This is a genomic window from Bradyrhizobium sp. B117 (genome assembly GCF_038969555.1).
Lineage (GTDB): Bacteria > Pseudomonadota > Alphaproteobacteria > Rhizobiales > Xanthobacteraceae > Bradyrhizobium.
Map to the genome: position 1 here is coordinate 3,314,073 of NZ_CP152414.1, position 21,672 is coordinate 3,335,744.

Consider the following 21,672-nt stretch of genomic DNA (forward strand, 5'->3'; position numbering starts at 1 on the left):
CTAGGCCGATGGTTGGGCTTGCCGGAACGGTTGTTCCTTGGCATAATTGCAACCTACTCGGTTGGGCCCGTCCGTTCGGACACGTCGTTCAGCGTGTTACCCTGCCGGGGCCACCCGGACGCGAACTGATCGTCACCGTGACGTCCGGTCACGGCGTTCGGTTCTGGAGTTGGGCTTCTATCGGAACACGAATGCCGATGCTTGTCATAGGTGCGAGATGAAAAACCTCAATTTCGCGGCTGAACTGCACCTCAAGCTCGGCGCCCCTGCCAGCGGCACCGTCGAAAGCCTGCGCCTGCTCCGCGCGTTTTTGAAGCTCGCGCCTCGACAGCGCTTCGAGGTCATCAAGCTCGTCGAAGACCTCGCGACCGAAGAAACCCTCCCCGAACACCCCCTGTCCTGAGTCCTGGCCGCGCCGGCCTTACGCCTGTTCCTTCGTTTCCTCCTGGAGCCGGACCGCGGGGCGACGTTTGTCCGGGGGCTGGCCGCTGGCAGCCGATCGGGCAAGTGTGGTAATCAGTTAAGAAAAAGGGAGGAGTGCGACCATGATCGAACCGAAGCTCGAAGTTCCGGCCGAACTGCGCGACCTGGCCGAGAAGACGATTGACCAGGCCGAAAAGGCCTTCGGCATGTTTTTCGAAGCCGCTACCAAGTCAATGACCACGGTTCCCGGAGCGGGCACCGAGGTCTCCAAGCAAGCGCTCGCTTTCACCGAGCAGAACATGAAGTCGGCGTTCGAGCATGCACGCAAGCTCGTCCATGCCACCGACTTGCAGGAAGCGATGCGAATCCAGTCCGATTTCCTGCGCAGCCAGTTCACCAGCGCCGGAGATCACATGCGCCAGATGACCGGCAGCTTCATGCAACCGGGCAAGGGCAAATCCTGATTCTCTGCTCGTGCAGGGCGTGCCCACAAATTGGTCTTGCCTGACGCGGCGATCCGCATTTCGATGCTGGTGCAGGTCCATGATGGGCCACCGAATGGATCCATTCGCCGTCCGTCATCCTTTCTGCTGATCCCTGTCGGTCCTCCGGCAGGGATTTGCAGTTCGTGGGATGTGTCGCGCTTGCGCAGTGTGCCGCTAGCGCAGTGATCCGATATAGGCCGCGATGTCGCCGGCCTCGGTCCTGCTCAAGGGGAAGTTCGGCATCTTTGGATGCGGGTCAAGGAGGAAGAAGGCGAGCCTCTCTGGACTGAAGTCCGGCCTGCGCGCAACCGACGCAAAAGAGGGGACGTCGGCGCTCGCCTGGGCCTGCCCGTTCCCCACGAGGTGGCAGCTCGCACACCAGCGTTTGGCGAGGTCGGCGCCGTGACCGGCGTCGGCGGCGAGGGCAGAGGACGCACCGAGGCTCGAGGCCACGACAACCATCAGACAGCTTCGTCTCAAATGCTGGCTCACCCAGTACCCCCATGCATGGCTTGCGGCCGTGCTCAGCCGCAGCACGATCCCGGAAATTGCGACAGATCGATGCGGGCGATGATCGATCGCAGCAGCTTGCGGGCGGAACGATAGAGATGCCGCGCGAATGCCGGCGTCCGTGTCGCGGGCAGACCCAAGCTTTTCGTATCAAGGCTTTCGATGGCGTGCGACACGTGCCTCTCCGGGATGGTGAGGCCCTTCCTAGCGCGGCCGGCCGGGGTCGGCCTTGATCTGCCGCAAAGGATTTCCGGCTAGTAATCGCCGGGGTTCATGATCATCGGGCTTCTCGTGTCGGCCGGGGCCAGCGCGCTGCTGGCGCTGTCGCGCAGGAAGCGGTCGAGCGTTGCCTGGATCTTCTCCTTGACCGCGTCGGGGCCGCGATCGCTCATCTCAGTGTGCTGTGCGCCGGTATGGACGATGTCGATGCCGCGCGCCTTCGCCTCTTCCGGCGTCGGCAGCACGCCGGGATCGGTCTGGAAGTGCGGATCCTTGGAGCGGAACGACAGAATCTTCAAATTGTCGCTGACCACGAAAGGCACCCGCAAATTGTCGAGCGTGATCACCTTCGACACCAGCTCCGGATGCTGATGGGCGACATACATGGAGACGTCGCCGCCGTTGGAATGCCCGACGAGGGTGACGTGGTCGTAATCGACGTTCTCCTGCCGCCGCTTCAGCTCGCCCAGCGTGAAGAGGATGTTGGTCTCGCAGCGCATATAGACCTCGCGCCGGCCGACATATTGCTGGCCGACATAGGTCATCAGCGGCGGATCGCTCGGCAGGTCCTGCTGGATGCTGGCAACGAGGTAGCCGCGCGCGGCGAGCACGTTGGCAAGGAAAGAATATTCGGTGGCCTTGACGGTGTTGCCGTTGCTGATGATGGCAAGCGGGAGCTTCCAGAGGCCGAGATTGGCCTTGTTCTCGTAATCGCGCCGCACGGCGATCTCGACCGAGATCGGCCGCTGGCGGGTGGCGTCGAACAAGGACAAAGTCTCATGGCGGATCGCGAACCGGCTGACCACGAAATACTGGCCGACGCCGAGGACGCAAAGGAACGCCAGGATTGCAAACACCCTTTTCATGGTCCCGTCTCAAATCACTTTCGGCTGAAACGTGGTCATTGGGAACTCCCGGATCGAGCGATCGTGAGCAGGTTACGGGATTAAATTTAGGCAAGTCTGTGAGAAGCGCCGCAAAAAGGCCGCATCAAGGCAAGCGCTCGAGGCCGCGCGGCTAGAGGCAGCTGCCCTTGCCGCGCTCGGGGCAGAGCCGGAACGCGCTCGACAGGGTGAACAGGAAGCGCGGGCTCCGGCGCTCGTTGTCCGGCGCCCGGTAGCTCAGGGGGACGGCCACGCCGAGATCGGCCAGGAAATCGTCCGGCAGGAAGAACCGCACGCCGGCGCCGGCCGATGTCAGCGAGAGGCCGTCGCTCAGACGGTAGCCGTCGTTCCAGACTGCGCCGGCGTCGCCAAAGGCGTAGAGTTGATAGCCGCTCCAGTAGCGGAAGTTCAGCTTCTGGTCGAAGCGCACTTCGAGCGAGCCGGCAAGACCGTTGTCGCCGCTGATCTCGGCTGCGCCGTAGCCTCGGCCGAAGGCCGCGCCGCCGAGATAGAATTGCTGCGAGGTGAACAGCGGCCGCGATGCGATCTGGCTGGCCGCCGAGAGCTTGAGCGACCAGGCGTCGTTCAGCGTCTGGTATCGCGTGAACCAGAAGTTCAGCAGGGAGAAGTTCGAGGACGCACCGTCACGCGACAGCAGATCGTCGTCGAAATGCGAGGCGCCGAAGATGTCGAGGCCCTGGCGGTAGGTCATCGTCGCGAAATTGGTGCCGCCGAGGCGATCCTGCAGCCGGTAGTCGGCGGTCAGGCTCGCGGTCCTGATGTGGTCGTTGTACCACGGGCCATAGAGATCATGCTCGGAGACGTTGCTGAAGGTCGTCGCCGCTGTCAGCGTCAGCGTTGAGGATTGCGACTGCAACGGCACGATGCTGGCACGCAGCTCGAAAGCCTCGGTCGTGGTGATGTCGCTGTCGAGGCGGCGGGCGTCGCCCGGCCGCACCGCGCTGTACAGGACCGACGCGCCGAGACGCACGCCATCCACGCCAACAGGCGCGTCATAGGAGAGGCGCGCAAAGCCGAGCTCGCGCGGATCGTTGGCAATGGTCGACAGGTTGACCGCCAGCGTGTCGCCGGGCGTGAGATAGGAATTGAACGCGCCGGTCGCGTAGGTCTGCCAGGGACCGACTGAGGACGAGCCGAGATTGTCCAGTCCGAACGACGTGAAAACGTGCCAGGTCTTCACATAGACCGTGAGACGAAAGCGGCCGGTTGCACCGCCAATCTCCTCGAGTGCGGTATCGGTGATCCGGACGCCCGGCCTGCCGTTGATCAGGAAGAGCTGGCGTTCGAGCGTTGCGAGGCATGACGGCTGCTCGGCCAGAACCGGAGCGAGCATCGGCCGCACGCCGAACTGCTCGGCGCCGTCGCCTTTCAGCTCGGCCTCCACGATGGCGCCTTCGATCACCTGGACGCGGACACGGCCGTCGGCGATGTCCTGCGGCGGCACGATCGCGCGGCTTAAGTGGAAGCCGGCGGCGCGGTAGAGATCGCTGATCGCGCCTGCGATCGCGGCGAGGTCGGCCTGCGAGACCTTCTTGCCGAGATAGGGTTGATAGACCGCAGCGATGCGATCGCCGGAAATGGCATGGGCGCCGCTGACGTTCACTCCGCGCAGGACGAATTGCGGCCTGGTGTCGCCGCCGGTGTTGGGCTGGCCGACCGTCGGCAACCTGACCGCCGGATGCCTCAGCGATTCCTGCTCGGATTGGTTTTCAAAGTATTTCTCCGGCTGTCGCGGATCGAAGCCGGGCTGGTTCGCCTGCTGCGCGAAAGCCTGCGGAACGCCCGTGAAAATTGGTGCTGCGAGCGCCAACGCGGTGAGGGTATGCCGCCTTGCAACCTGTGCGTCTAACCGCTCTCCGTAGTTCAACGGAGAAATTCCCATGAGGCGGTAAAGGTTCGCTAGCTGCATGATTTTTCATAGGTTTTTATGGTCAATGAATCGTTAATGGCACCTGCCGACCGGCTGCTTCGCGCTAATTCTATGTTGAGTGATTTCGGATACCTCGGGGTCCGCCCGCAACGGGGACTGAGGATCATCATGCTCGGCGGAGTTGGAATGCGGTGCGCCTTCGTGGCTGCGCTGATCCTGGGAATGGCTTCTGCTGCGCACGCCGCGGACGACGGTGTCTGGTCGGTCAGCAAGTCCTCGGGCGAGGTCTGGCTCGCCACCGATGGTGCGCAGCCCGTGTCGCTGAATCAGGACGGCACGCTCAAGCCGGGCGACACCATTCGCACCGGCCGCAACGGACGCGTGCTGCTCGTGCGCGGTGAAGAAACCATTCTGATCTCTCCGAACTCGGTGGTCGGCCTGCCGGCCGAGAAGAAGGAGGGGCTTTCAACGACCATCATCCAGCAGGCAGGCTCGATCCTGCTCGAGGTCGAGAAGCGTAACGTCAAGCATTTCGAGGTCGAGACGCCCTATCTCGCCGCCGTCGTCAAGGGAACGCAGTTCAGCGTCACCGTCGGAGCGGGCAGCACCAAAGTCGGCGTGCGGCGCGGCCAGGTCGAAGTCTCCGACTTCAAGACGGGACAGATCGCCCAGGTCATGCCGGGACAATCGGCAACCGCCTTCGAGCACGGCAAGCCCGGCCTCAGTCTGGGCGGTGCTGGGACCTTCAATCCGATCGAGCAGGGCAAGCCGCGCGCATCGACGATCGAGCGCGTCCCCGTGCCGAAGTCTGGCCTGTCGGCGCCGCGCAATGCGGCCAACGGCCATGCGATCCATGCGCTTGGTCCGATCGACAAGGGAGCGAAGGCAGCCGGCGCGCCGAAGCAATCGCACCAGGCGAGCGGAGCTCACGCGCCCAAAGCCGGCGTCGTGCGCATCTCGAGCTCGCTCGGCGAGGTCAAGCTGAACGTCCACAAGGTCACAAACGGGCTTGCTCACGGCGCGACTGCTCCCGGACAGGTGCGCAACGCGAACGCCAGCACCAATACCGCGACGGTCTGGAGCGATAGCAAGGCGAGCACGACGACAACGGCCGCGAACAGCTCGACCGTGACGGCCGCTACCACGAGCAGCAGCGCAGCTGCGGCCAGTGCCACCTCTTCGTCGGCAAGTGCGACGACGACTGTTGCGGCCAGCGCTGGGTCGACCAGCGATGCGTCAGGCAAGAACGGCAACAACGGCATTGGAAACGGCGGCAACAACGGTAACGGGAATAACGGCAACAACGGAAACGGTAACGGCAACAGTGGTGCCACCGGGAACGGCAAGGGCAATAACGGTAACGGCAACGGGAATGGCGGCGGTAACGGCAGTAACGGCCACGGCAACGGCCGACACTGACGCGAATTCCAAGGGGTGAGGGGGCGCACTCGCTGAAGCGGGTGTGTAGGTGGATCGGGTGAAACGTTATCGGCCGCATATTCTGGTCGTGATCGCGCTTGCGGTCGTGCTGTCCACGGGATGGCATGGCGCGCTTCGCAATGCGCTCACCGATCTGCGTTTCGCCTGGCAATCGCGTCCGGCGACCGGCAACGTCGTCGTGGTGGCTATCGACGCGCTCTCGATCGACCAGATCGGAGTCTGGCCGTGGCCGCGGCGGCTCCATGCCGAGCTATTGCACAGGCTCGAGGCGGCGGGCGCGCAGGACGTCGCCTTCGACGTCGATTTCAGCACGCCGTCGGATCCGGCCTCGGACGCGGCCTTCCTCACGGCGCTTCGCGAGGTCGGCGGTTCGACGATCCTGCCGTCCTTCAAGCAGCCGTCGCCGAATGGCGGCACGGCTCACATCAATCGCCCTCTGAAGCTGTTCAGCAACCAGTCGTGGCCGGCCGTCGTCAATGTCGCGATTGAATCCGACGGGCTCGTCCGCCGTTATCCGGTTGGCGAGAAGCTCGGCGAATCCCAGATGCCGTCGATGGCCGTCGTGCTGGCCGGGCAGGACGCCAATCGGCGGCCGCCCTTCCTGATCGATTTCAGCATTCGTGCGTCCTCCATCCCCACCGTCTCCTATTCCGACGTGCTGCGCGGCGACGCAGCCACTCTGGGCAAGTTGAGAGACAAGAAGATCATCGTCGGCGCCACGGCGCTCGAGCTGGGCGACCGGTTCAGCGTTCCAAACGGCAAGATCATCTCGGGGCCCGCCCTCCAGGCGCTCGCGGCGGAATCCATCCTCCAGAACCGCATGCTGCGCTGGACCTCCGATGTCGGCATGTTCATTGGCCTGGGCCTGATCTGTCTGCTGATGATGTATTCGTGGCGCCGCTTCGCACCCGGTGTCCGCGTCGCGGTCCTCGTTGCTGCGGGGGGTGGCGTCGAGCTGGTCGCTGCCTTCGTACAGGTAAAATGGCCGCTCATCATCGACACCTCGCTGTTTCATATCGCGATCATCGCCTATCTGACGGCGATCGCGCTCGACGAGATCGATTTCCGCAGCCTCTTGGGGCGCATCGCCGAAAGCCGCTTTCATCGTATCGCAATGTCGCTCGGCGACGGTCTGGTCTGCACCGACGAGGATCACCGGATCACGGTGTGGAATCCCGGCGCCAGCGCGATCTTCGGCTACATGCCGACCGAAATGATCGGGCAGCCGTTCGAGACGCTCTGTGCGGTGCCCGCGGGTGCTGGCGCAAAGGCTTTCGCCATGCGTGATGCTGCGCGCCAGGCGCTGCTGGTGCCCGGTGGCGCCGTCGTCGTCGAGTTCGTGGGCCGGCGCAAGAACGGCGAGACGTTCCCCGTCGAAGCCAGCTTCTCGGGCTGGCAGGGAACGGACGGTTTCCAGTACGGAGCCATCCTGCGCGACATCTCGGTCCGCAAGCGCGAAGCCGAACGTGTCAGGTATCTCGCCGAACACGACGCGCTGACGGGACTTGCCAACCGGAACATGCTGCATGCCGGGCTGGTCGGCTCGATTGCGGATGCGCAGCGGCGCTCCTGCGGGGTCGCGCTGCTGGTGATCGGGCTCGACGGCTTCCAGCGCATCAACGACATGCTAGGTCATTCCGCCGGCGACCTCGTGCTGCAGGCGGTCGCTGATCGCCTGAAGGAGCAGGCCGGAGATGGCTCGGTCGTTGCCCGGCTCAGCGGCGATGAATTCGCCATCGTGCGCGAAAGCGCAGATGTTGGCGAGCCGATTGCGGAGTTCGTCGAGCGCATCGCCCGCGCGTTCGAGGCGCCGCTCACAACGGGCACGCGCCAGCATCGCGTGCGGATCAGCGTCGGCGTCGCCGTCTATCCGGAAGGCGGGCACAACGCCGACGATCTCCTCAGCAACGGCCATCTCGCACTCAGCAAGGCCAAGCTGACGCGGCGCGGCAGCCATGTGATCTTCGAGAATGCGATCAGGCAGGAGCTTGAGAACAGGCTGACGCTGGAGAGTGAACTGGCGCTCGCCGCGGATCGCGGCGAATTCGAGCTGTTCTACCAGCCCCAGGTTCGGCTGGTCGACGGCGGCCTGGTCGGGGCCGAAGCGCTCATCCGCTGGCGGCACCCCGTGCGCGGCTACGTGTCGCCTGGCGAGTTCATGCCGGTGGTCAACACCTCGGCGCTGTCCGAGCGGATCGCGACCTGGGTGATGGAGACTGCCGCTCGTCAGGCGCGCGCCTGGGAATTGTCCGGCAACAACGTGCGCGTCGCGATCAACCTGTCGCCATCGCAGCTCCACTCCGGCGATCTCGCGCATTCGGTTGCGGCCCTGCTCGAAACGACGGGGCTCACGCCGTGGCTGCTCGAGCTCGAGGTCACCGAAGACATCCTGCTCCATGACGAGACCCGCGTGCTCGACATGTTCAAGCGGATCCAGCAGCTCGGCGTGCGCATCCTGTTCGACGATTTCGGCACCGGCTATGCAAGCCTGAGCTATCTGAAGAAATTCCCGCTGGACGGCCTCAAGATCGACCGGTCGTTCGTGCTCGACCTGCTCGCCGATTCCGACGACGCTGCGATCGTCGGATCGACGATTGGCCTCAGCAAGCAGCTCGGTCTGACGGTCATGGCCGAAGGCATCGAGAACCGCGCCACGGCCGACTTCCTGGTCAGCATGGGATGCAAGGAAGGGCAGGGCTACTTTTTCGGCCGTCCGATGCCTGTGGCGGCGTTCGAGACACAATTTCTCACGGCCGCACTCGCAGTCGTCACCGCGGCCTGAATTGCTTGATCTCGGCCGCTAGCGCCGGCGGGCGACCGCCACACCAAACAGGAAGGCGACGAACAGACTGGCCAAGGGCGCTTCGCGCGTGATCGCCGCGACAGTCGCGAGTGGTCGTCCGGGCTTTCGCGCCTCATCGATTGCATAGGTGAGACGGTCGACCGCTGCGCGCAAGCCTCCCGCGACCTCGCCGATGGTTTGGGAGACGTCGGTTGCGGCGTCGATGGCGCGTTCGGCCATGCCGGGCTGAGGATTGGGCTGCGGTATTTCCGTGCTCAAGCGCGCGACCTCCGAACCTGACGGAAAGATTGAGACCGGCACCTTTGGCTATCCGCGCGTGCGCTTGTTTTGGAACAGCGGGCCCGAAGACCTTTGGCTATCCGCGACAGGCGCCGTTTTGAACGGCGGGTGCCGGCCTTGCAGTGGAAATGCGCCGCACGGGAATTAGTTCCAGCCGGACGCATCTCGTTGCGAAATCCCCGGGAAACGACGGGTGCGAATCTCTGTTAGGCTGGTGCAGCCTTGCTGAACTCGGGAGATTGCCGTGACCGACCGGACCATGGATCGAGCCCGGCGCATCGCCTTGCTCGGCGCGCCCATCGACATGGGGGCCTCGCAGCGCGGTACCTTGATGGGCCCTGCAGCGTTGCGCACAGCCGGTCTTGCCACACTGCTCGAAAGTCTCGACTTCGAAGTCGTCGATTATGGCGATCTCTCCGTCGCCGAGGTCCCGGACCTCGCCGACAGGCCGCCTGAGAAGGCAAATCACTACCGCGAGATCCAGCGCTGGACGCGCGTGCTGAGCCGCAGAGGCCACGAGATCGCGCAAACTGGTGCGCTCCCGATCTTTCTCGGCGGGGATCACACATTGTCGATGGGCTCGGTCAATGCGATGGCGCGTCACTGGCAGGAGCGCGGGCGCGAGCTGTTCGTGCTCTGGCTCGATGCCCATGCCGACTACAACACGCCGGAGACGACGATCACGGCCAACATGCACGGCATGTCGGCCGCCTTCCTGTGCGGCGAGCCGGGCCTTGACGGCCTCCTGGGCGACGATCCGCGCGCCTCGATCGATCCTGATAGACTGGATCTGTTCGGCGCGCGCTCGATCGACAAGCTCGAAAAGGAATTGATGCGCGCGCGACGGATCAGGGTCGTCGACATGCGGCAGATCGACGAGTTCGGTGTCGCAGTGCTGATCCGACGCGTCATCGAACGGGTCAAGGCGAGCAATGGCGTGCTGCATGTCAGTTTTGACGTCGATTTCCTCGATCCTTGCGTGGCGCCAGGCGTCGGCACCACCGTACCGGGCGGTGCGACCTATCGCGAAGCGCATCTGATCATGGAGCTGCTGCACGATTCCGGCGTGGTCGGATCGGTCGACATCGTCGAGCTCAATCCATTCCTCGACGAGCGCGGCCGGACCGCGCGCACCGCGGTCGAGCTGATCGGCAGTCTGTTCGGCCAGCAGATCACCGATCGGCCGACGCCGAGCAATGCGATCGCCCCGGGGGAGTGAATCAAGCTGCTCGCGTTTGTGCACTGCAAGGAAAGGAACTGCTCCTGCGGCCGCGAGATTTAGATCAGCCCCGATCGAAATCGCCGGCTTTTGAAACAGCTGCGAATTGCAAATACCGCAGTCGGATTGTTTGATGCGGGCTCAGCGCCAGCCGAGGGCCCGCAATGAGCAGTACGATGCATCCTGACGACAATCCCGTGACGACCACGCGCCGCCGTCTCTTGACTGCCGGCTCGGCAGCCATTGGAGGCGCCGTTCTCGGCGCGGGCCCTGCTGTTGCCGCGGAGACGGACAATCTCCCGCCCAACGTTCCTGAGTGGATGAAGGCGCCGGGCGACCCCATGGGAAGCCAGCCTTACGGCGCGCCCTCGCCGTTCGAGAAGGGCGTGGTCAAAAACATCTCGAAGACTCTCAAGCAGTACATCTCTGCGTCCAGTCGTACGCCCTTGCAGGAGCTCGATGGCATCATCACGCCGAACGGGCTGTTCTACGAGCGGCATCACGGCGGCGTCCCCACCATCGATCCGGCGCAGCACCGGCTGATGCTGCACGGGCTCGTCGAACGGCCGCTGATCTTCACAATGGAGGATCTCAGGCGATTTCCATCGGAGTCGCGCATCCACTTCCTCGAATGCTCCGGCAATCCCGGCTACAGCAAGCCCTACGGCAAGACCGCATCGGACCTCGTGGGTCTGGTGAGCTGCGCCGAGTGGACCGGCGTCAGCCTGAAGCTGGTGCTTCAGGAGGCCGGGCTGAAGCCGGAGGCCAAGTGGGTGATCGCCGAAGGCGCCGACGCGGCAGCGCTGACACGTAGCATCCCGATCGAGAAGTGCCTCGAGGATGCCATGCTGGTCTACAGCCAGAACGGCGAGCGGCTGCGCCCACAGCAGGGCTATCCGCTGCGCCTGCTCCTGCCGGGCTTCGAAGGCAACATGAGCGTGAAGTGGCTGCGGCGCCTGCATGTGACGGCAGAGCCCGTCTATTCGCGCGAAGAGACGTCGAAATACACCGATCTCTTGCCGGACGGCACCGCGCGCGAGTTCTCCTTCTACATGGAGGCGAAGTCGATCATCACGCGTCCATCGGGCGGCGAGCGTCTGAGCGCGCCGGGCTTCCACGAGATCACCGGCATCGCCTGGAGCGGACATGGCAAGATCGCGCGTGTCGACGTGTCAGTGGACGACGGCAAGAGCTGGCAGGAAGCGCGCTTGCAGGAGCCGGTGCTGACGCGTGCCCTGACGCGCTTCCGTCTGCCGTGGCAGTGGGACGGCAAGCCCGCCGTGATCCAGAGCCGCGCGATCGACGAGACCGGCTATGTGCAGCCGACGCTGGCCGAACTGCTCGCGGTGCGCGGCGAGAATTTTTTCTACCACAACAATACGATCTGGCCCTGGCGCATCGCTCAAGACGGCGAGGTGGCCAATGCGCTGGCTTGACACTTGCGGCGTCGTCTCTGCGATCCTCGCCGGCATCTGGGTGAATGCGGCGCAAGCACAAAGCCCCTTCGGTATTGGTCGGCCGGCAACGGCCGCCGAGGTCGCAGGCTGGAATATCGACGTCGGCCGCGATGGCAGCAATTTGCCGAAGGGAAGCGGCTCGGTCGCGCATGGGCGTGAGGTGTACGCTCAGCAATGTGCCTCGTGTCACGGCGACAAAGGCGAAGGCGGCCTCGGTGACCGGCTCGCCGGCGGACAGGGCACGATCGGAACGGCAAAGCCGGTCCGAACCGTTGGCAGCTACTGGCCCTATGCGCCGACACTGTTCGACTACATCCGCCGCGCGATGCCGCAGAATGCGCCGCAATCGCTGGGCGACGACGACGTCTATGCGGTGTCGGCCTATGTCCTGAACCTGAACGGGCTTGTTGGGGCGGATGCGATCCTCGACGCTAAATCGCTCGCGGCCATCAGAATGCCGAACCGCGACAAATTCGTCGGCGATGCGCGCCCGGATGTGAAGAAGTGAAGCCGTGGGACCGATCAAGTTCCGCGCAGAAACGGGGAACTGGCCAAAGTATGCGGGAACTCGCGGGACCAATTTGAATTAACCTGCGAGAGGAAACAGCGTTGGATTTTTCGATGACGACGGATCGTTTCGCGAACTCCATGTCCTCGGCGCTTCGCCATCCCGGCGTGATTGCGCTGATCGTGGCCGGCTTGACGATCGCTGCAATGTTGATCGTCGACCACGGTCCTTGGAATCGCGCCAAGACCCAGCCGGCCCATGTCGCGATGTATGCAACCACCGGCGAGGCTGCGCGTGCTGCAGGTGCCGCAGTGCTTCCGACCGAGCCGAAGTCGCCGCTCGAACCGGCGCGGCCGGGGCCGAAGACATCCCCGACCGTCAATCCCGTGACGCCGTAGCCCGGTCGCAAGCCTCGCTCCAGCCACAACTGCCAGCCTAACGGCGGATCGCCGTGACCTCGAAGGACGCGGCGGCCGCAACGATCAGCACGTCGCACAAGGGGTGGAGTAGCGCGGCGGGCGAGGGCGCTTTTGTCTTTGGGGGACGACAGCAATGCTTTCGATTGATCAGTTCCTGCGGTTCATCGCCGTGCCGGCCGTGTTCGCGGCCTTCATCATCGCCTCGCAGATCTCGGCGGCATTGTCGCCGCTCTAATCAGCCGATCAGGGACGAGCCGAGCAGGGCGAGGACGGCCAGCGCCATCAGCGCTGTGCCGAGCCAGCCCAGCGCGATCAGCCACGACCGCGCCCTGAAACGGCCCATGATCGCGCGGCTCGAGACGATCAGCATCATCATCGCCATGATCGGCACCGCGACGACGCCGTTGAGCACGGCGCTCCACACCAGCATGTGGATCGAGTCGATCCCGGTGAAGCCGAGCCCGAAGCCGATCGCGGTCGCGGCGGCGATGATGGTGTAGAACCCGGCCGCCTCGTCCGGCTTTGCCTCCAGCGTGGCGCGCCAGCCGAATATCTCCGCAACGCCGTAAGCCGCCGAGCCCGCCAGCACCGGAATCGCGAGCAGGCCGGTGCCGATGATGCCGGTTGCGAACAGGGCGAAGGTGAAATCGCCGGCGAGCGGCCGCAGCGCTTCGGCTGCCTGCGTCGCCGAGCTGATGTTGGTGACGCCGTTGGCGTGCAGGACCGACGCCGTGGTCAGGATGATGAAGAAGGCGATGCCGTTCGAGAGCAGCATGCCGGAAATGGTGTCGGCCCTGATGCGCGCAAGCTCCGGACTGCCGCCGCGCTTCAGCTCGCGAAGCGGCTTGTCGCGCTGGCCGCAATTCATCTCCTCGACCTCCTGGGATGCCTGCCAGAAGAACAAATAAGGGCTGATGGTGGTGCCGAGCACCGCGACCACCATCATGAAATAGTCGGCGCTGACATTCGTCTGCGGCCACACCGCGGCGAGCACTGCCGTGCTCCACGGGATCTCCACGGTGAAGGCGGTCGCGACATAGGCGAACAGCGCCAACGTGAGGAATTTCAGCACCGGCGAATAGCGGCGATAGGGCAGGAACACCTGGAGCAGGGTCGAGCCGGCCGCGAAGATGAGCGCGTGCTCGTGGTTGAGGCCGCCGATGACGAGCGAGAGCGCCTCCGCCATCGCGGCGATGTCGGCGGCGATGTTGAACGTGTTGGCGGCAACGAGCATCGCCACCAGTCCAAGCACCGCCCAGCGCGGCGCGATCTGCATGACGTTGGCGGCAAGCCCCTTGCCGGTGACGCGCCCGATCTGCGCGCTGACGAGCTGGATCGCGATCATGAACGGCGTGGTCAGAAACACCGTCCAGAGCAGTCCATAGCCGAATTGCGCACCGGCCTGCGAATAGGTGGCAATGCCCGACGGATCGTCGTCCGCCGCCCCGGTGACGAGACCCGGTCCCAGCCGTTGCAGGAAGGTCCGCTCGGATTTCGTCGGGGTCAGGGCGCTGTCGGTCATGGCGGGGGGCTCCGCTCGGTGCTGCGTCTCCTTGGCCAATGCAAAGCAGGGAACAAGAGTTCCACGGGCCTTTTCGGATCTTCATATTTTCTGATTATACTAAATTCGGTTGACCCGTCGGGCAAAACACCTGTAGATTGGCACCATCCCGAAAGCTCTCGAAGCGTGCCGGCCGCCCGCGGGCCTGGCCGCATCCGCCGGCGGAATTCCAGCGCCGGAGACGAGCGCAGCGCCCTCGCCATCTATTTGACGCTGACGAACATGCCCCAGGCCGCGGCGAGCGCCGCCCCGGAAAAGACGATCAGCGGATTCTCGCAGAACGCGCTGCCATAGCTGCACATGTTCGCGCCGAACTGGCCGAGCTCGTGATGGCTCGCGGAGTAGAACAGTCCCGACAGCACCAGCAATGCAGCGGCGACGTAATACATCGGCAGTCTCTCCAGCCCGCTTAAAGCCCGGGCGCCGTCATGTCGCCCGCCATGTCCCAGCATGGCGCGAAGAGATTGCATTCCGCCGAATCCGCATCGTTGCATTTGAGTTAAAGTTTGACCCTTCGGGGAAAGCCAGCAGGGCGCCTAGGACATTGGAACCATTGTCCACTTTGGCACTTGGGAACCCGCGAAGCGAGGTTTGAGTCGTGACCGAACAGAGGGAAGCAGAGCGAACGATGCCCGGCCGTCCGCAGCCGGGGCCACCCTGTCCGAAATGCAAGATGCCGTCGCGCTACATCACGTCGATGCTCGACGTGAAACGGGACAGATCGATCCTGATCTACCGCTGCGAAGCTTGCCGTGAAGAGATCTGGCGGCGAATCCGCCGCTGCCGCGCCAGGGAAGGCGCCATGCAGGACTATCGAATGCAGCTCGAGAAGCTGCGCAAGGATGCCGCCGAATGCGCGTTGATCCGCGATCTTGCGACCGGCAAGGCCAAGCGCGAGTTGTTCGACACGCTCGCGGGCCATCTCACGGTGCTGGCGGACCAGGTTGAAACGGCCATGCACGACCGCAGCGCCGGCACCGCGGCATGAGCGCCTTCGAAGCCGAAGCTGAAGCCGTGCCCGAAGGGAAGCGCCCCATTTGCCGCCTGGATGCATAGTTTTCCCGATCGGGGTCACCCCCAAAAAGGGCCCCGGGAGGGGCCCTTTCTCTTGGGTTGGGGGTCTCCTGGGTCTGGCGCACTCTATCGCCGGGTGCCGTAGAGTTCACGCTCGCGGCGGATGTCGTCGGGCGCGAGCGGAGGACTTGCGGCGTCAAAGTCGGTCCAGCCGGTTTTCTGCCAGGCGGAGCTGCGGTCCTGAAGGTTGACGGACCTTTCGTCGAGCAGCGCATCCAGGCGGGCGCGGTCCTGGTCGGGCACCTTGGCGGACACGAGCGTGCCGCCGCGGCGAACGCCTTCCGCATAGCGCGAAGCGTCTTCCCGCGAAACGCCCGCCTCGGTCAACGCGCCGACGATTCCGCCCGTGGCCGCGCCGGCAGCCGCGCCGACGGCGGTGGAAGCGAGCCAGCCCGCCGCGACCACCGGGCCGAGGCCCGGAATGGCGAGCAGGCCGAGGCCGGCAAGAAGGCCGGCCGCGCCGCCGAGGCCCGCACCGATGCCGGCACCGGTCCCGGCACCCTCGGCGCGATCATCGACGCCGTCGCGGTCGCGGTCGACTTTGCCGCGCGAAGAGCCGAACCAATTGTCCGAGTTGTTGGCGACGATGCTGATGTCCGAATGCGGCACACCGGCGCCTTCGAGCCGGGTCACGGCGCGCTCGGCGTCGGAATAATTGTCGTAGAGACGAGAGATGGTGATCGTCATTCCTTAAGTCCTTCTGGTTCTATTCGCTCTGGTTCTATTCGCTGCTTGCTCGTCACTTGGTGGGGTTCACGTTGCCCTGGAAGTCCACGCTGACATCGGTCTTGGTACCGGCCTTGTCGGCCTTGCCGCGCCAGACGCCCTCGTTGTCCTTCTGCAGGCCGGAGACGTTGGAATATCCCGCCGCCTCGATCCGCGACTTCGCCTGGCCCTCGGTGAAGCTGTTGCGGCCGGCGACCGGTGCGTTTGAATTGTTTTGATCGGAACTGTTGACCGCGTTGTTTCCCGGCCCGCTTTGCGCTGGCTGTGACTGGGCGCCCGCGGGCACAGAGCCGAGCAGCAGCAAGGTTGTGACCAGCAGAGTTAGACGTGACATGTTTTCGTTCTCCGGCAGTTGATTGTGCCGGCGACAACAAGCGAGATTCGAATTGGTTGCTCCGGTTCGAAGTGCGGAGTGCCGCAGGGCAGGCGTGTTCGGGAGAGACGAACGATCGCTTTCGGCTCAGGAACTCTTGCCGCTTCTTCCCGTTCTGCGGCTGGGCCTGAACCCCTCCGGCAATTCAAGAGGCAACGCGTGCAAGACCGCTATCCGTGGCTGAAGAGATGGACCGCGGAAGAGCACGAGCAGTTGAAGGCGATGGCAGAGGCGGGCCGGTGACCGGACGAGATTGCCGGGGCCCTCAAGCGCAGCGAAGCGGCGATCAGGGCACGTGCCTGGCAGCACGGGATCGCGCTACGCCTCGTCACGCAGAAGCGAAAGCCTTGATCGGGTTGGTTCGAAGGTTCGCAGCTCAAGCGGTCTGGACCGGGCCGTGACCGATGGTGCACGCAAGCCGTGGCGCTTGCGCGGACCCTAGCCCTCAGATTTCGGCAGCCGCGTTATCCGCTCTTCCTGATCCGCCATGGCGTCGTAGGCTTCCGCCATCCTCAGATATTGCGCGCGCGTTGCTTCGTCGGCCATCAGTTCGGACTTGGCGCGCAGCTCTTGGGCCTAGTGGCGGCGCCGGGCTGCTTCGCTCACAAAGTCCATGGGTGAATCCCTCCGGGACGGGTCGAGAGACCTATCTTAACGCATGTGAAGGCGGAGGTTTCCATGGCTTGGCATATATGCTCGATGCCCGACCCGTTGCACGCACACGCCCTTCTTGTCATCGAAGAAAATCGCAAGCTGCGCGAGGACAGGATGCGTCTCGACCGTGAATATGCGGAGCAGATCGAGGCGCTTCGCTTCGCGATCCTCGAAAGTGCGATGTCGCGCGTCGAGAGCAAGGCGCGCCGCGACGACAGGAACTGAGGCTGCCCGTCGCACCGACGCGGGCGGAAGACGGCGACGAAACACGCCTGAAACAGTCCTGAAACCAGATCATCCTGAACTCCTTCGCCCCCGGGCCCGACCAACGGAGCGACAAGGAGACAGTCATGATCCAGATCGGTTCGAAGGAAGAAGTCGCGTTTCTGCTGGCCCTGTTCGGCACCCATACCCAGCCGGTGAAGAAGCCGAAGCCGAAATCGCAAAAAAGGTGAAAGACACAATGCCTGGCCTCGCCGAATGCCAGAGCCTCTTGCGCCTGTTGATCGCGAGGGGGGACCCGAAGGCCATCCCACTCGCCAAAGGCGCCATCGACCAATATCTCAACACGGCGCCGGTCAGCGCTCGCGGGCGCGGCCTGCGCGTGCTCCAGCGCGACGCGCTCGATCAGTATGGCGTTGCGGTCGGCGTGCAGCGTTCGTTCGCCGAGACGGTGGATGCCTATATCGAGCGCAAGCTGGCCGAGGAATGAGGCGAGCACGGCCGGCCGATCCAGGCGATCGGGAACCAGTCGGCTTAACATGAGTTAACTTGCCGGGCGTCCTGTCCGGGAGCGGTTGCGATGTTGCCGAATGACCGGGAATGGCTCGCGATGCTCGTTCAGGCGAGCACGAGCCGCATTCGCGCCGGCAACGAGGTCACGCTCCAGATGCTGCACCGCTCCATCGAGATGATCGCGTCCGCCGAGGCGCTGCTGGCCGCGCCCATGCCGCAGGTGTGGCCCAAATCGCAAGATCGGTCGGAAGATCGGTCCGAAAGCGGGTCCTGAAACCAAAGTGGCCCCGATTAACCTGGGGCAGGGCGCGCCCCCGCAAAAGCTGCTTTCTTCTCAGCATGACAAATGACGACGAAAAACGTGTGGAGTCGGCGGTGCACCTCTGCCGCCCCTGTCCGGAATGCGGGGCATGGCCGAGGCTCACGCACAAATTCATGGACCCGCGCAGCGGCGCGACGGTTCGCCTCTATCTGTGCGCGTGCGGCAAACACGTCTGGGGCGACTGAAATACCTCTGCAGCTTTTGCTCGAAAGGTATATTGTCACGTCATCACCGGCCGAGGCTCTGCCCGTAGGCGTCGGTGGCTGAGAGACCGATCGCGCTCCCGCCTGCATAAGCGAAGGGAGCGCCGCCATGGCCCGCAGATCACTCATCGACAGCGTGCACGAACTGGCCGCCGAGATCAGGGCGCAGAATGCCCGCATCCGCGAGATGACGGCGCAAGCAGCCAGTGTGCTGAAGGCGCCGCAGCCCGACACCTTCCTCGGCCGCAAGACCTATGAGCCTTTTCCGAAAGAGGAGGATGTCAGGACGGGCGTGACGGATTGAGGATGCAGGCCGGGGCGGCGGCGGACGTCGCCTGCTTCAAAAGCCCGATCTTGCGGCCGAGCTGCCAGACCTCGACATTGCCTTGCCGGGTGAACTGCCGCGCGAAGGCGAGTGCCTTCTCGTCCGACAGGGCCTCGAACGCTTCGGCGGAGCGGAAGACACCGTTGTCGCCGACCAGGTAAGCGCGATATTGCTGCATCATGTCGGAGCCCTCAGGCCCGGCGAGCGAAGCCAGGCCTCGATCTGGATCGCCGTCTCGTCCTGCCGCGCCTTGCGCAGCAGCATCTCGCGGCTGCGGCCCGGCGGCAGCGCGCGCGCCTCATCGCGCAGGCGCATCACCTCTTCGGCCAGCCGCTGGTCGAGTGTCTTGGTTTGCTTGAATCGACGCCGCTTCAGCATGGCGCTGCTCCCTTGTTCGAGTAGGGCGGGAAGCGCAATTGGCGTTCTCATCACCGATCGATGCCTCGGGCCTTGCGGTGATGCGTTAACTTTACGTTCTGTGCAGGCGGAGAGTCCGCATCATATGATACGTAACTGCAAAGAATCTTCGACCAAGTCTGAGACGTTTGAGCGAATTACTCATTTTACTGCGGTGCGATTTCCCGGGTTCAATTTTGAACAATGACGACCCCAGGTCGTTGGCCAGACATCACCGGCCAAGGCTTCGTCCGTAGGCGTCGGTGGCTGAGAGACCGATCGCGCTCCCGCCTGCAATGCGAGGGAGCACGCGTCATGCGGATTTATCGCCCATTGCCAATCGACCATGAGCAAGCCGAATTCATGCGGAAGTTGGCGCATGAATGCCGAGAGCTGTTGAGACAGCCGCTGCCCGATACGTTTCTCGGACGCAGGACGACGGATGCGCCGCGGAGGGAAGACGAGGAGGGTGGCGGCGAGCGGTGACCACTGCGCGGAATGAGCTTGCGGGGAGCACGACTTTGCATTGCGCAGAACATCGAACGACCGTTTGACGTTGCTCTCTATCTCTTCCAAGTGACGGCAGCATCTCAACCTTAGGGCGAGCCGTGATTGATCATCAGTCGCGCCTCGAACTTGCGTCGGGCGGCCGATGAGTACTTCGTTTCTCGCCTTGGTCTTGTTGGAATCCCCCGCAACTCCGGACATGGTCGCGCTTGCCAAAGCCATTCGCGCGCGACATCCCGAACTGCCGATGGCGGTGGAAGGAGGCGGCGAGGGCGCTCGCCAGAATTCGCCGCTCATTCGCTGTGGCAACGAACTTGTTGCGGTGATGTCGATGCCCGCGCCCGTTCCAGAGGATTCTGGGCTATGGTCGCGCGCTTCGACGACATGGCCGCAAGCCGATGCAACCGATTGCGAGCGAGGACGGTAAGCCCCTCGAGTTTATTCACCGTATCGAGCGGGTCATTGTGCATCCCGGCGATAACGTGACGATGGAAGCGGAGATTGAGGAGAGCGTGCATCGAGCACCAATCAGTGTTCTCGGAAGCCTCGGTGCAATAAATGACTTCGATGCCTCTCACGAAGAGCTCTGGCTGCTTTCACAGGAGAAGGACGAGGGCTAACTTGCAACTGGTCAAGCTCGCCTTGTGACCTCGATCACGCCTCGGCGCACCCCGGGCGTTGTTGTATGGATCGCATTTGAGATCGTTGGACGCTACGCCGCAGCGGCAGGGCCGAACCAAGTTGTCATCGCCTCCGTGAGTCCGCTTTCGCTCTTGTCTCCAACCCATGCCACATGCCCGTCGGGGCGCACCAGAACCGCATCGGGCGCGCTGACTTCTCCGATCGCGGGAAGTTCCCACGCGCCGTCGTAGCTGGCGTTGATCGCGCTGATGCGATTAGTCCAGGGCGCGATGTCGAAATTCTGTGCCTCGCCGAAATTGATCAGCACGCCTCGCGCGCCGTGCAACAGCGTGAACAGCCTCGCCGGACCGTCGTCAACGATCAAATCGAGATCGGGCATGCGGCGCCCAAGCAGCGGATGGCCTTCGCCGCAATCGTAGCGGATGTCGAGCCCGCTCATCGTCGCGCCAAGATGCTTGCGTGGCTCGTCCATGGCGAGCAGCTCGGACACGATATCGCGCGCGGCATTGAGGCCGTCCTCGGCGCGGCGGAGCAGGGCGATCTGCGCCCTGGTGTTGCGCAGTACGCGCGCGGCGACGGGATGACGCTCGGCGTGGTAGGTGTCGAGCAGATTTTGGGGCGAGATGCCCTTGACAACCTGCGCCAGCTTCCAGCCGAGATTGACCGCGTCCTGCACGCCGGTGTTGAGGCCTTGCCCGCCGACGGAGTGATGGATGTGCGCGGCATCGCCGGCGAGCAGCACGCGCCCTTTGCGATAGGAGGCGGCCTGCCGCGCCGCATCGGTGAAGCGGGAGATCCAGGCAGGATTTTTGAGGTCAAAATCGGTGCGGTAGACGGCGACGAGCGCCTCGCTGAGATCGCGCAGCCCGGGCTCGCCGGTGCGCGCGAGCGTTGCTTCCGTCACGACGACCAGAACGCGCCCGCTCTCCGCCTTGCTGAGGCCGTGAAAGCCGAGCGCGTCTTGACGGAGGCCCCAGGCGGGTTCCTGGCTCATCTCGACCTCGGCCATGAGATTGCTGAGCGTCGGATCGGACCCGGCGAAGTCGATGCCGGCCGCCTTGCGCACCAGGCTGCGGCCGCCGTCGCAGCCGACCAGATAGTCCGCCCGCAGCGCCTGTCCGCTGGACAGCGTGACGTCGACGCCGGCCTCGTCCTGCGCGAAGCCAGTGACCTCCGTGCTTCGATAGATCGGCACCGCCAGCTCAGCGACCCAGTCGGCCAGGATGCGTTCGATATGGTTCTGTCGCAGTGCGAGCCCGTAAGCATGTCGTGTCGGGAGATCGCTGATGTCGAGCCGGGTCCAGGCGAAGCCCGCGAGCTGGGCAATCTGTCCTTCGCGCAGGAAACGATCCGCGACGCCGCGCTGATCGAGGATCTCGATGCTGCGCGCGTGCAGGCCGCCGGCTCGCGTGCCGACGAGCGCATGGTCCGCGCGCCGCTCGACGATCGCGACGTCGACCTGTGCGAGCGCGAGCTCGGCGGCCAGCATGAGCCCGGTCGGGCCGCCGCCGGCGATGATGACCGCATGGCCGCCTGTCCCCGCGCGTGTTGCGCCGGTTCGGCCGCGCGATCTGGATGTCGGAAGCAATACAGGCATGTCGTGACCCGTCGGCTTGT

General features: G+C 64.2%; 26 protein-coding genes. 14 read left to right on the forward strand and 12 right to left on the reverse strand.

The window, feature by feature from the left end; genetic code table 11:
• Nucleotides 1-217 precede the first annotated feature (217 nt).
• Entirely contained in the window at nucleotides 218-403 is a 186-nt protein-coding gene (locus AAFG16_RS16260) for a hypothetical protein (protein ID WP_007612798.1), read from the forward strand.
• A gap of 142 nt (nucleotides 404-545) precedes the next feature.
• Nucleotides 546-887 (forward strand): phasin, encoded by a 342-nt coding sequence (locus AAFG16_RS16265; RefSeq protein ID WP_270161867.1) that lies wholly within the window; start codon nucleotides 546-548, stop codon nucleotides 885-887.
• A 195-nt stretch (nucleotides 888-1,082) separates the two neighbouring features.
• Here the strand turns inward: AAFG16_RS16265 and AAFG16_RS16270 are convergent, their stop codons facing one another.
• From AAFG16_RS16270 to AAFG16_RS16285, 4 genes are all read right to left on the reverse strand, one after another.
• Nucleotides 1,083-1,400, reverse strand: coding sequence for a cytochrome c (locus tag AAFG16_RS16270; protein ID WP_342739786.1), 318 nt, complete (start codon nucleotides 1,398-1,400; stop codon nucleotides 1,083-1,085).
• A gap of 32 nt (nucleotides 1,401-1,432) precedes the next feature.
• Nucleotides 1,433-1,594 (reverse strand): hypothetical protein, encoded by a 162-nt coding sequence (locus tag AAFG16_RS16275; protein WP_342739787.1) that lies wholly within the window; start codon nucleotides 1,592-1,594, stop codon nucleotides 1,433-1,435.
• Between the two features lie 78 nt (nucleotides 1,595-1,672).
• Entirely contained in the window at nucleotides 1,673-2,503 is an 831-nt protein-coding gene (locus AAFG16_RS16280) for an alpha/beta fold hydrolase (protein ID WP_342739788.1), read from the reverse strand.
• 151 nt (nucleotides 2,504-2,654) lie between these two features.
• Nucleotides 2,655-4,451 (reverse strand): POTRA domain-containing protein, encoded by a 1,797-nt coding sequence (locus tag AAFG16_RS16285; RefSeq protein ID WP_342739789.1) that lies wholly within the window; start codon nucleotides 4,449-4,451, stop codon nucleotides 2,655-2,657.
• A 129-nt stretch (nucleotides 4,452-4,580) separates the two neighbouring features.
• Between AAFG16_RS16285 and AAFG16_RS16290 the strand changes: the two genes are divergently transcribed.
• Complete coding sequence (locus tag AAFG16_RS16290) at nucleotides 4,581-5,831, forward strand: FecR family protein (RefSeq protein ID WP_342739790.1); 1,251 nt, start codon at nucleotides 4,581-4,583, stop codon at nucleotides 5,829-5,831.
• Between the two features lie 58 nt (nucleotides 5,832-5,889).
• Nucleotides 5,890-8,634, forward strand: a complete 2,745-nt coding sequence (locus AAFG16_RS16295) for an EAL domain-containing protein (RefSeq protein WP_342739791.1) — start codon at nucleotides 5,890-5,892, stop codon at nucleotides 8,632-8,634.
• Between the two features lie 18 nt (nucleotides 8,635-8,652).
• On the opposite strand, the gene AAFG16_RS16300 is transcribed toward AAFG16_RS16295, so the two are convergent.
• Complete coding sequence (locus AAFG16_RS16300; RefSeq protein WP_283085433.1) at nucleotides 8,653-8,913, reverse strand: hypothetical protein; 261 nt, start codon at nucleotides 8,911-8,913, stop codon at nucleotides 8,653-8,655.
• Between the two features lie 265 nt (nucleotides 8,914-9,178).
• Between AAFG16_RS16300 and rocF the strand changes: the two genes are divergently transcribed.
• The 4 genes from rocF to AAFG16_RS16320 all read left to right on the forward strand — a co-directional run bounded on the left by rocF (nucleotide 9,179) and on the right by AAFG16_RS16320 (nucleotide 12,516).
• Nucleotides 9,179-10,153, forward strand: a complete 975-nt coding sequence (gene rocF, locus AAFG16_RS16305) for an arginase (RefSeq protein ID WP_283085434.1) — start codon at nucleotides 9,179-9,181, stop codon at nucleotides 10,151-10,153.
• A 164-nt stretch (nucleotides 10,154-10,317) separates the two neighbouring features.
• On the forward strand, nucleotides 10,318-11,589 hold the full coding sequence (soxC, locus tag AAFG16_RS16310; protein WP_342739792.1) for a sulfite dehydrogenase: 1,272 nt from the start codon (nucleotides 10,318-10,320) through the stop codon (nucleotides 11,587-11,589).
• Nucleotides 11,576-12,118, forward strand: a complete 543-nt coding sequence (locus AAFG16_RS16315; RefSeq protein WP_342739793.1) for a cytochrome c — start codon at nucleotides 11,576-11,578, stop codon at nucleotides 12,116-12,118. The genes soxC and AAFG16_RS16315 overlap by 14 nt, the downstream gene beginning before the upstream one ends.
• Before the next feature lie 113 nt (nucleotides 12,119-12,231).
• Complete coding sequence (locus AAFG16_RS16320) at nucleotides 12,232-12,516, forward strand: hypothetical protein (RefSeq protein ID WP_283085437.1); 285 nt, start codon at nucleotides 12,232-12,234, stop codon at nucleotides 12,514-12,516.
• A gap of 256 nt (nucleotides 12,517-12,772) precedes the next feature.
• Here AAFG16_RS16320 and AAFG16_RS16325 read toward each other — a convergent pair whose 3' ends face one another.
• Together AAFG16_RS16325 and AAFG16_RS16330 are read right to left on the reverse strand one after the other, a co-directional pair.
• Nucleotides 12,773-14,059 (reverse strand): divalent metal cation transporter, encoded by a 1,287-nt coding sequence (locus tag AAFG16_RS16325; RefSeq protein ID WP_342739795.1) that lies wholly within the window; start codon nucleotides 14,057-14,059, stop codon nucleotides 12,773-12,775.
• 242 nt (nucleotides 14,060-14,301) lie between these two features.
• On the reverse strand, nucleotides 14,302-14,487 hold the full coding sequence (locus tag AAFG16_RS16330; RefSeq protein WP_027562464.1) for a hypothetical protein: 186 nt from the start codon (nucleotides 14,485-14,487) through the stop codon (nucleotides 14,302-14,304).
• Nucleotides 14,488-14,900: 413 nt separating this feature from the next.
• On the opposite strand from AAFG16_RS16330, the gene AAFG16_RS16335 reads away from it, so the two are divergent.
• On the forward strand, nucleotides 14,901-15,086 hold the full coding sequence (locus AAFG16_RS16335; protein ID WP_283085439.1) for a hypothetical protein: 186 nt from the start codon (nucleotides 14,901-14,903) through the stop codon (nucleotides 15,084-15,086).
• Nucleotides 15,087-15,238: 152 nt separating this feature from the next.
• On the opposite strand, the gene AAFG16_RS16340 is transcribed toward AAFG16_RS16335, so the two are convergent.
• On the reverse strand, nucleotides 15,239-15,859 hold the full coding sequence (locus tag AAFG16_RS16340) for a hypothetical protein (RefSeq protein WP_283085440.1): 621 nt from the start codon (nucleotides 15,857-15,859) through the stop codon (nucleotides 15,239-15,241).
• A gap of 52 nt (nucleotides 15,860-15,911) precedes the next feature.
• Nucleotides 15,912-16,232: a hypothetical protein gene (locus AAFG16_RS16345; RefSeq protein WP_283086898.1), complete on the reverse strand. Its 321-nt coding sequence runs from the start codon at nucleotides 16,230-16,232 to the stop codon at nucleotides 15,912-15,914.
• Between the two features lie 717 nt (nucleotides 16,233-16,949).
• On the opposite strand from AAFG16_RS16345, the gene AAFG16_RS16350 reads away from it, so the two are divergent.
• The 4 genes from AAFG16_RS16350 (at nucleotide 16,950) to AAFG16_RS16365 (ending at nucleotide 18,489) form a co-directional block, all read left to right on the forward strand.
• Nucleotides 16,950-17,150 carry a hypothetical protein gene (locus AAFG16_RS16350; RefSeq protein WP_342739796.1) on the forward strand — a complete coding sequence of 67 codons (201 nt, stop codon included), beginning with the start codon at nucleotides 16,950-16,952 and terminating at the stop codon, nucleotides 17,148-17,150.
• 238 nt (nucleotides 17,151-17,388) lie between these two features.
• A complete protein-coding gene (locus AAFG16_RS16355; RefSeq protein ID WP_027562466.1) occupies nucleotides 17,389-17,637 on the forward strand; it encodes a hypothetical protein in 249 nt (82 codons plus the stop codon).
• Between the two features lie 90 nt (nucleotides 17,638-17,727).
• Entirely contained in the window at nucleotides 17,728-17,934 is a 207-nt protein-coding gene (locus AAFG16_RS16360; RefSeq protein ID WP_342739797.1) for a hypothetical protein, read from the forward strand.
• Nucleotides 17,935-18,294: 360 nt separating this feature from the next.
• A complete protein-coding gene (locus tag AAFG16_RS16365) occupies nucleotides 18,295-18,489 on the forward strand; it encodes a hypothetical protein (RefSeq protein WP_283085445.1) in 195 nt (64 codons plus the stop codon).
• Here the strand turns inward: AAFG16_RS16365 and AAFG16_RS16370 are convergent.
• Nucleotides 18,467-18,691 (reverse strand): hypothetical protein, encoded by a 225-nt coding sequence (locus AAFG16_RS16370; RefSeq protein WP_283085446.1) that lies wholly within the window; start codon nucleotides 18,689-18,691, stop codon nucleotides 18,467-18,469. The two genes, AAFG16_RS16365 and AAFG16_RS16370, sit on opposite strands and share 23 nt — an antisense overlap.
• On the reverse strand, nucleotides 18,688-18,888 hold the full coding sequence (locus tag AAFG16_RS16375; RefSeq protein WP_342739798.1) for a hypothetical protein: 201 nt from the start codon (nucleotides 18,886-18,888) through the stop codon (nucleotides 18,688-18,690). Before AAFG16_RS16375 ends, AAFG16_RS16370 begins: the two co-directional genes overlap by 4 nt.
• Nucleotides 18,889-19,811: 923 nt before the next feature.
• Between AAFG16_RS16375 and AAFG16_RS16380 the strand changes: the two genes are divergently transcribed.
• Nucleotides 19,812-20,033, forward strand: coding sequence for a hypothetical protein (locus AAFG16_RS16380; protein WP_342739799.1), 222 nt, complete (start codon nucleotides 19,812-19,814; stop codon nucleotides 20,031-20,033).
• A 92-nt stretch (nucleotides 20,034-20,125) separates the two neighbouring features.
• On the opposite strand, the gene AAFG16_RS16385 is transcribed toward AAFG16_RS16380, so the two are convergent.
• Nucleotides 20,126-21,652, reverse strand: coding sequence for an FAD-dependent monooxygenase (locus AAFG16_RS16385; RefSeq protein WP_342739800.1), 1,527 nt, complete (start codon nucleotides 21,650-21,652; stop codon nucleotides 20,126-20,128).
• Nucleotides 21,653-21,672 lie beyond the last annotated feature (20 nt).

Excerpts from the sequence above, each read along its gene's own strand:
- AAFG16_RS16280 (WP_342739788.1), bottom strand. The coding sequence starts at position 2,503 with ATGAAAAGGGTGTTTGCAATCCTGGCGTTCCTTTGCGTCCTCGGCGTC.
- AAFG16_RS16345 (WP_283086898.1), bottom strand. The coding sequence starts at position 16,232 with ATGTCACGTCTAACTCTGCTGGTCACAACCTTGCTGCTGCTCGGCTCT.
- AAFG16_RS16370 (WP_283085446.1), bottom strand. The coding sequence starts at position 18,691 with ATGATGCAGCAATATCGCGCTTACCTGGTCGGCGACAACGGTGTCTTC.
- AAFG16_RS16360 (WP_342739797.1), top strand. The coding sequence starts at position 17,728 with ATGTTGCCGAATGACCGGGAATGGCTCGCGATGCTCGTTCAGGCGAGC.
- AAFG16_RS16325 (WP_342739795.1), bottom strand. The coding sequence starts at position 14,059 with ATGACCGACAGCGCCCTGACCCCGACGAAATCCGAGCGGACCTTCCTG.
- AAFG16_RS16265 (WP_270161867.1), top strand. The coding sequence starts at position 546 with ATGATCGAACCGAAGCTCGAAGTTCCGGCCGAACTGCGCGACCTGGCC.
- AAFG16_RS16260 (WP_007612798.1), top strand. The coding sequence starts at position 218 with ATGAAAAACCTCAATTTCGCGGCTGAACTGCACCTCAAGCTCGGCGCC.
- AAFG16_RS16330 (WP_027562464.1), bottom strand. The coding sequence starts at position 14,487 with ATGTATTACGTCGCCGCTGCATTGCTGGTGCTGTCGGGACTGTTCTAC.
- AAFG16_RS16375 (WP_342739798.1), bottom strand. The coding sequence starts at position 18,888 with ATGCTGAAGCGGCGTCGATTCAAGCAAACCAAGACACTCGACCAGCGG.
- AAFG16_RS16315 (WP_342739793.1), top strand. The coding sequence starts at position 11,576 with ATGCGCTGGCTTGACACTTGCGGCGTCGTCTCTGCGATCCTCGCCGGC.
- soxC (WP_342739792.1), top strand. The coding sequence starts at position 10,318 with ATGAGCAGTACGATGCATCCTGACGACAATCCCGTGACGACCACGCGC.
- AAFG16_RS16385 (WP_342739800.1), bottom strand. The coding sequence starts at position 21,652 with ATGCCTGTATTGCTTCCGACATCCAGATCGCGCGGCCGAACCGGCGCA.
- AAFG16_RS16350 (WP_342739796.1), top strand. The coding sequence starts at position 16,950 with ATGGCTTGGCATATATGCTCGATGCCCGACCCGTTGCACGCACACGCC.
- AAFG16_RS16285 (WP_342739789.1), bottom strand. The coding sequence starts at position 4,451 with ATGCAGCTAGCGAACCTTTACCGCCTCATGGGAATTTCTCCGTTGAAC.
- AAFG16_RS16380 (WP_342739799.1), top strand. The coding sequence starts at position 19,812 with ATGCAACCGATTGCGAGCGAGGACGGTAAGCCCCTCGAGTTTATTCAC.
- AAFG16_RS16340 (WP_283085440.1), bottom strand. The coding sequence starts at position 15,859 with ATGACGATCACCATCTCTCGTCTCTACGACAATTATTCCGACGCCGAG.
- AAFG16_RS16290 (WP_342739790.1), top strand. The coding sequence starts at position 4,581 with ATGCTCGGCGGAGTTGGAATGCGGTGCGCCTTCGTGGCTGCGCTGATC.
- AAFG16_RS16365 (WP_283085445.1), top strand. The coding sequence starts at position 18,295 with ATGGCCCGCAGATCACTCATCGACAGCGTGCACGAACTGGCCGCCGAG.
- AAFG16_RS16335 (WP_283085439.1), top strand. The coding sequence starts at position 14,901 with ATGCAGGACTATCGAATGCAGCTCGAGAAGCTGCGCAAGGATGCCGCC.
- AAFG16_RS16355 (WP_027562466.1), top strand. The coding sequence starts at position 17,389 with ATGCCTGGCCTCGCCGAATGCCAGAGCCTCTTGCGCCTGTTGATCGCG.
- AAFG16_RS16320 (WP_283085437.1), top strand. The coding sequence starts at position 12,232 with ATGACGACGGATCGTTTCGCGAACTCCATGTCCTCGGCGCTTCGCCAT.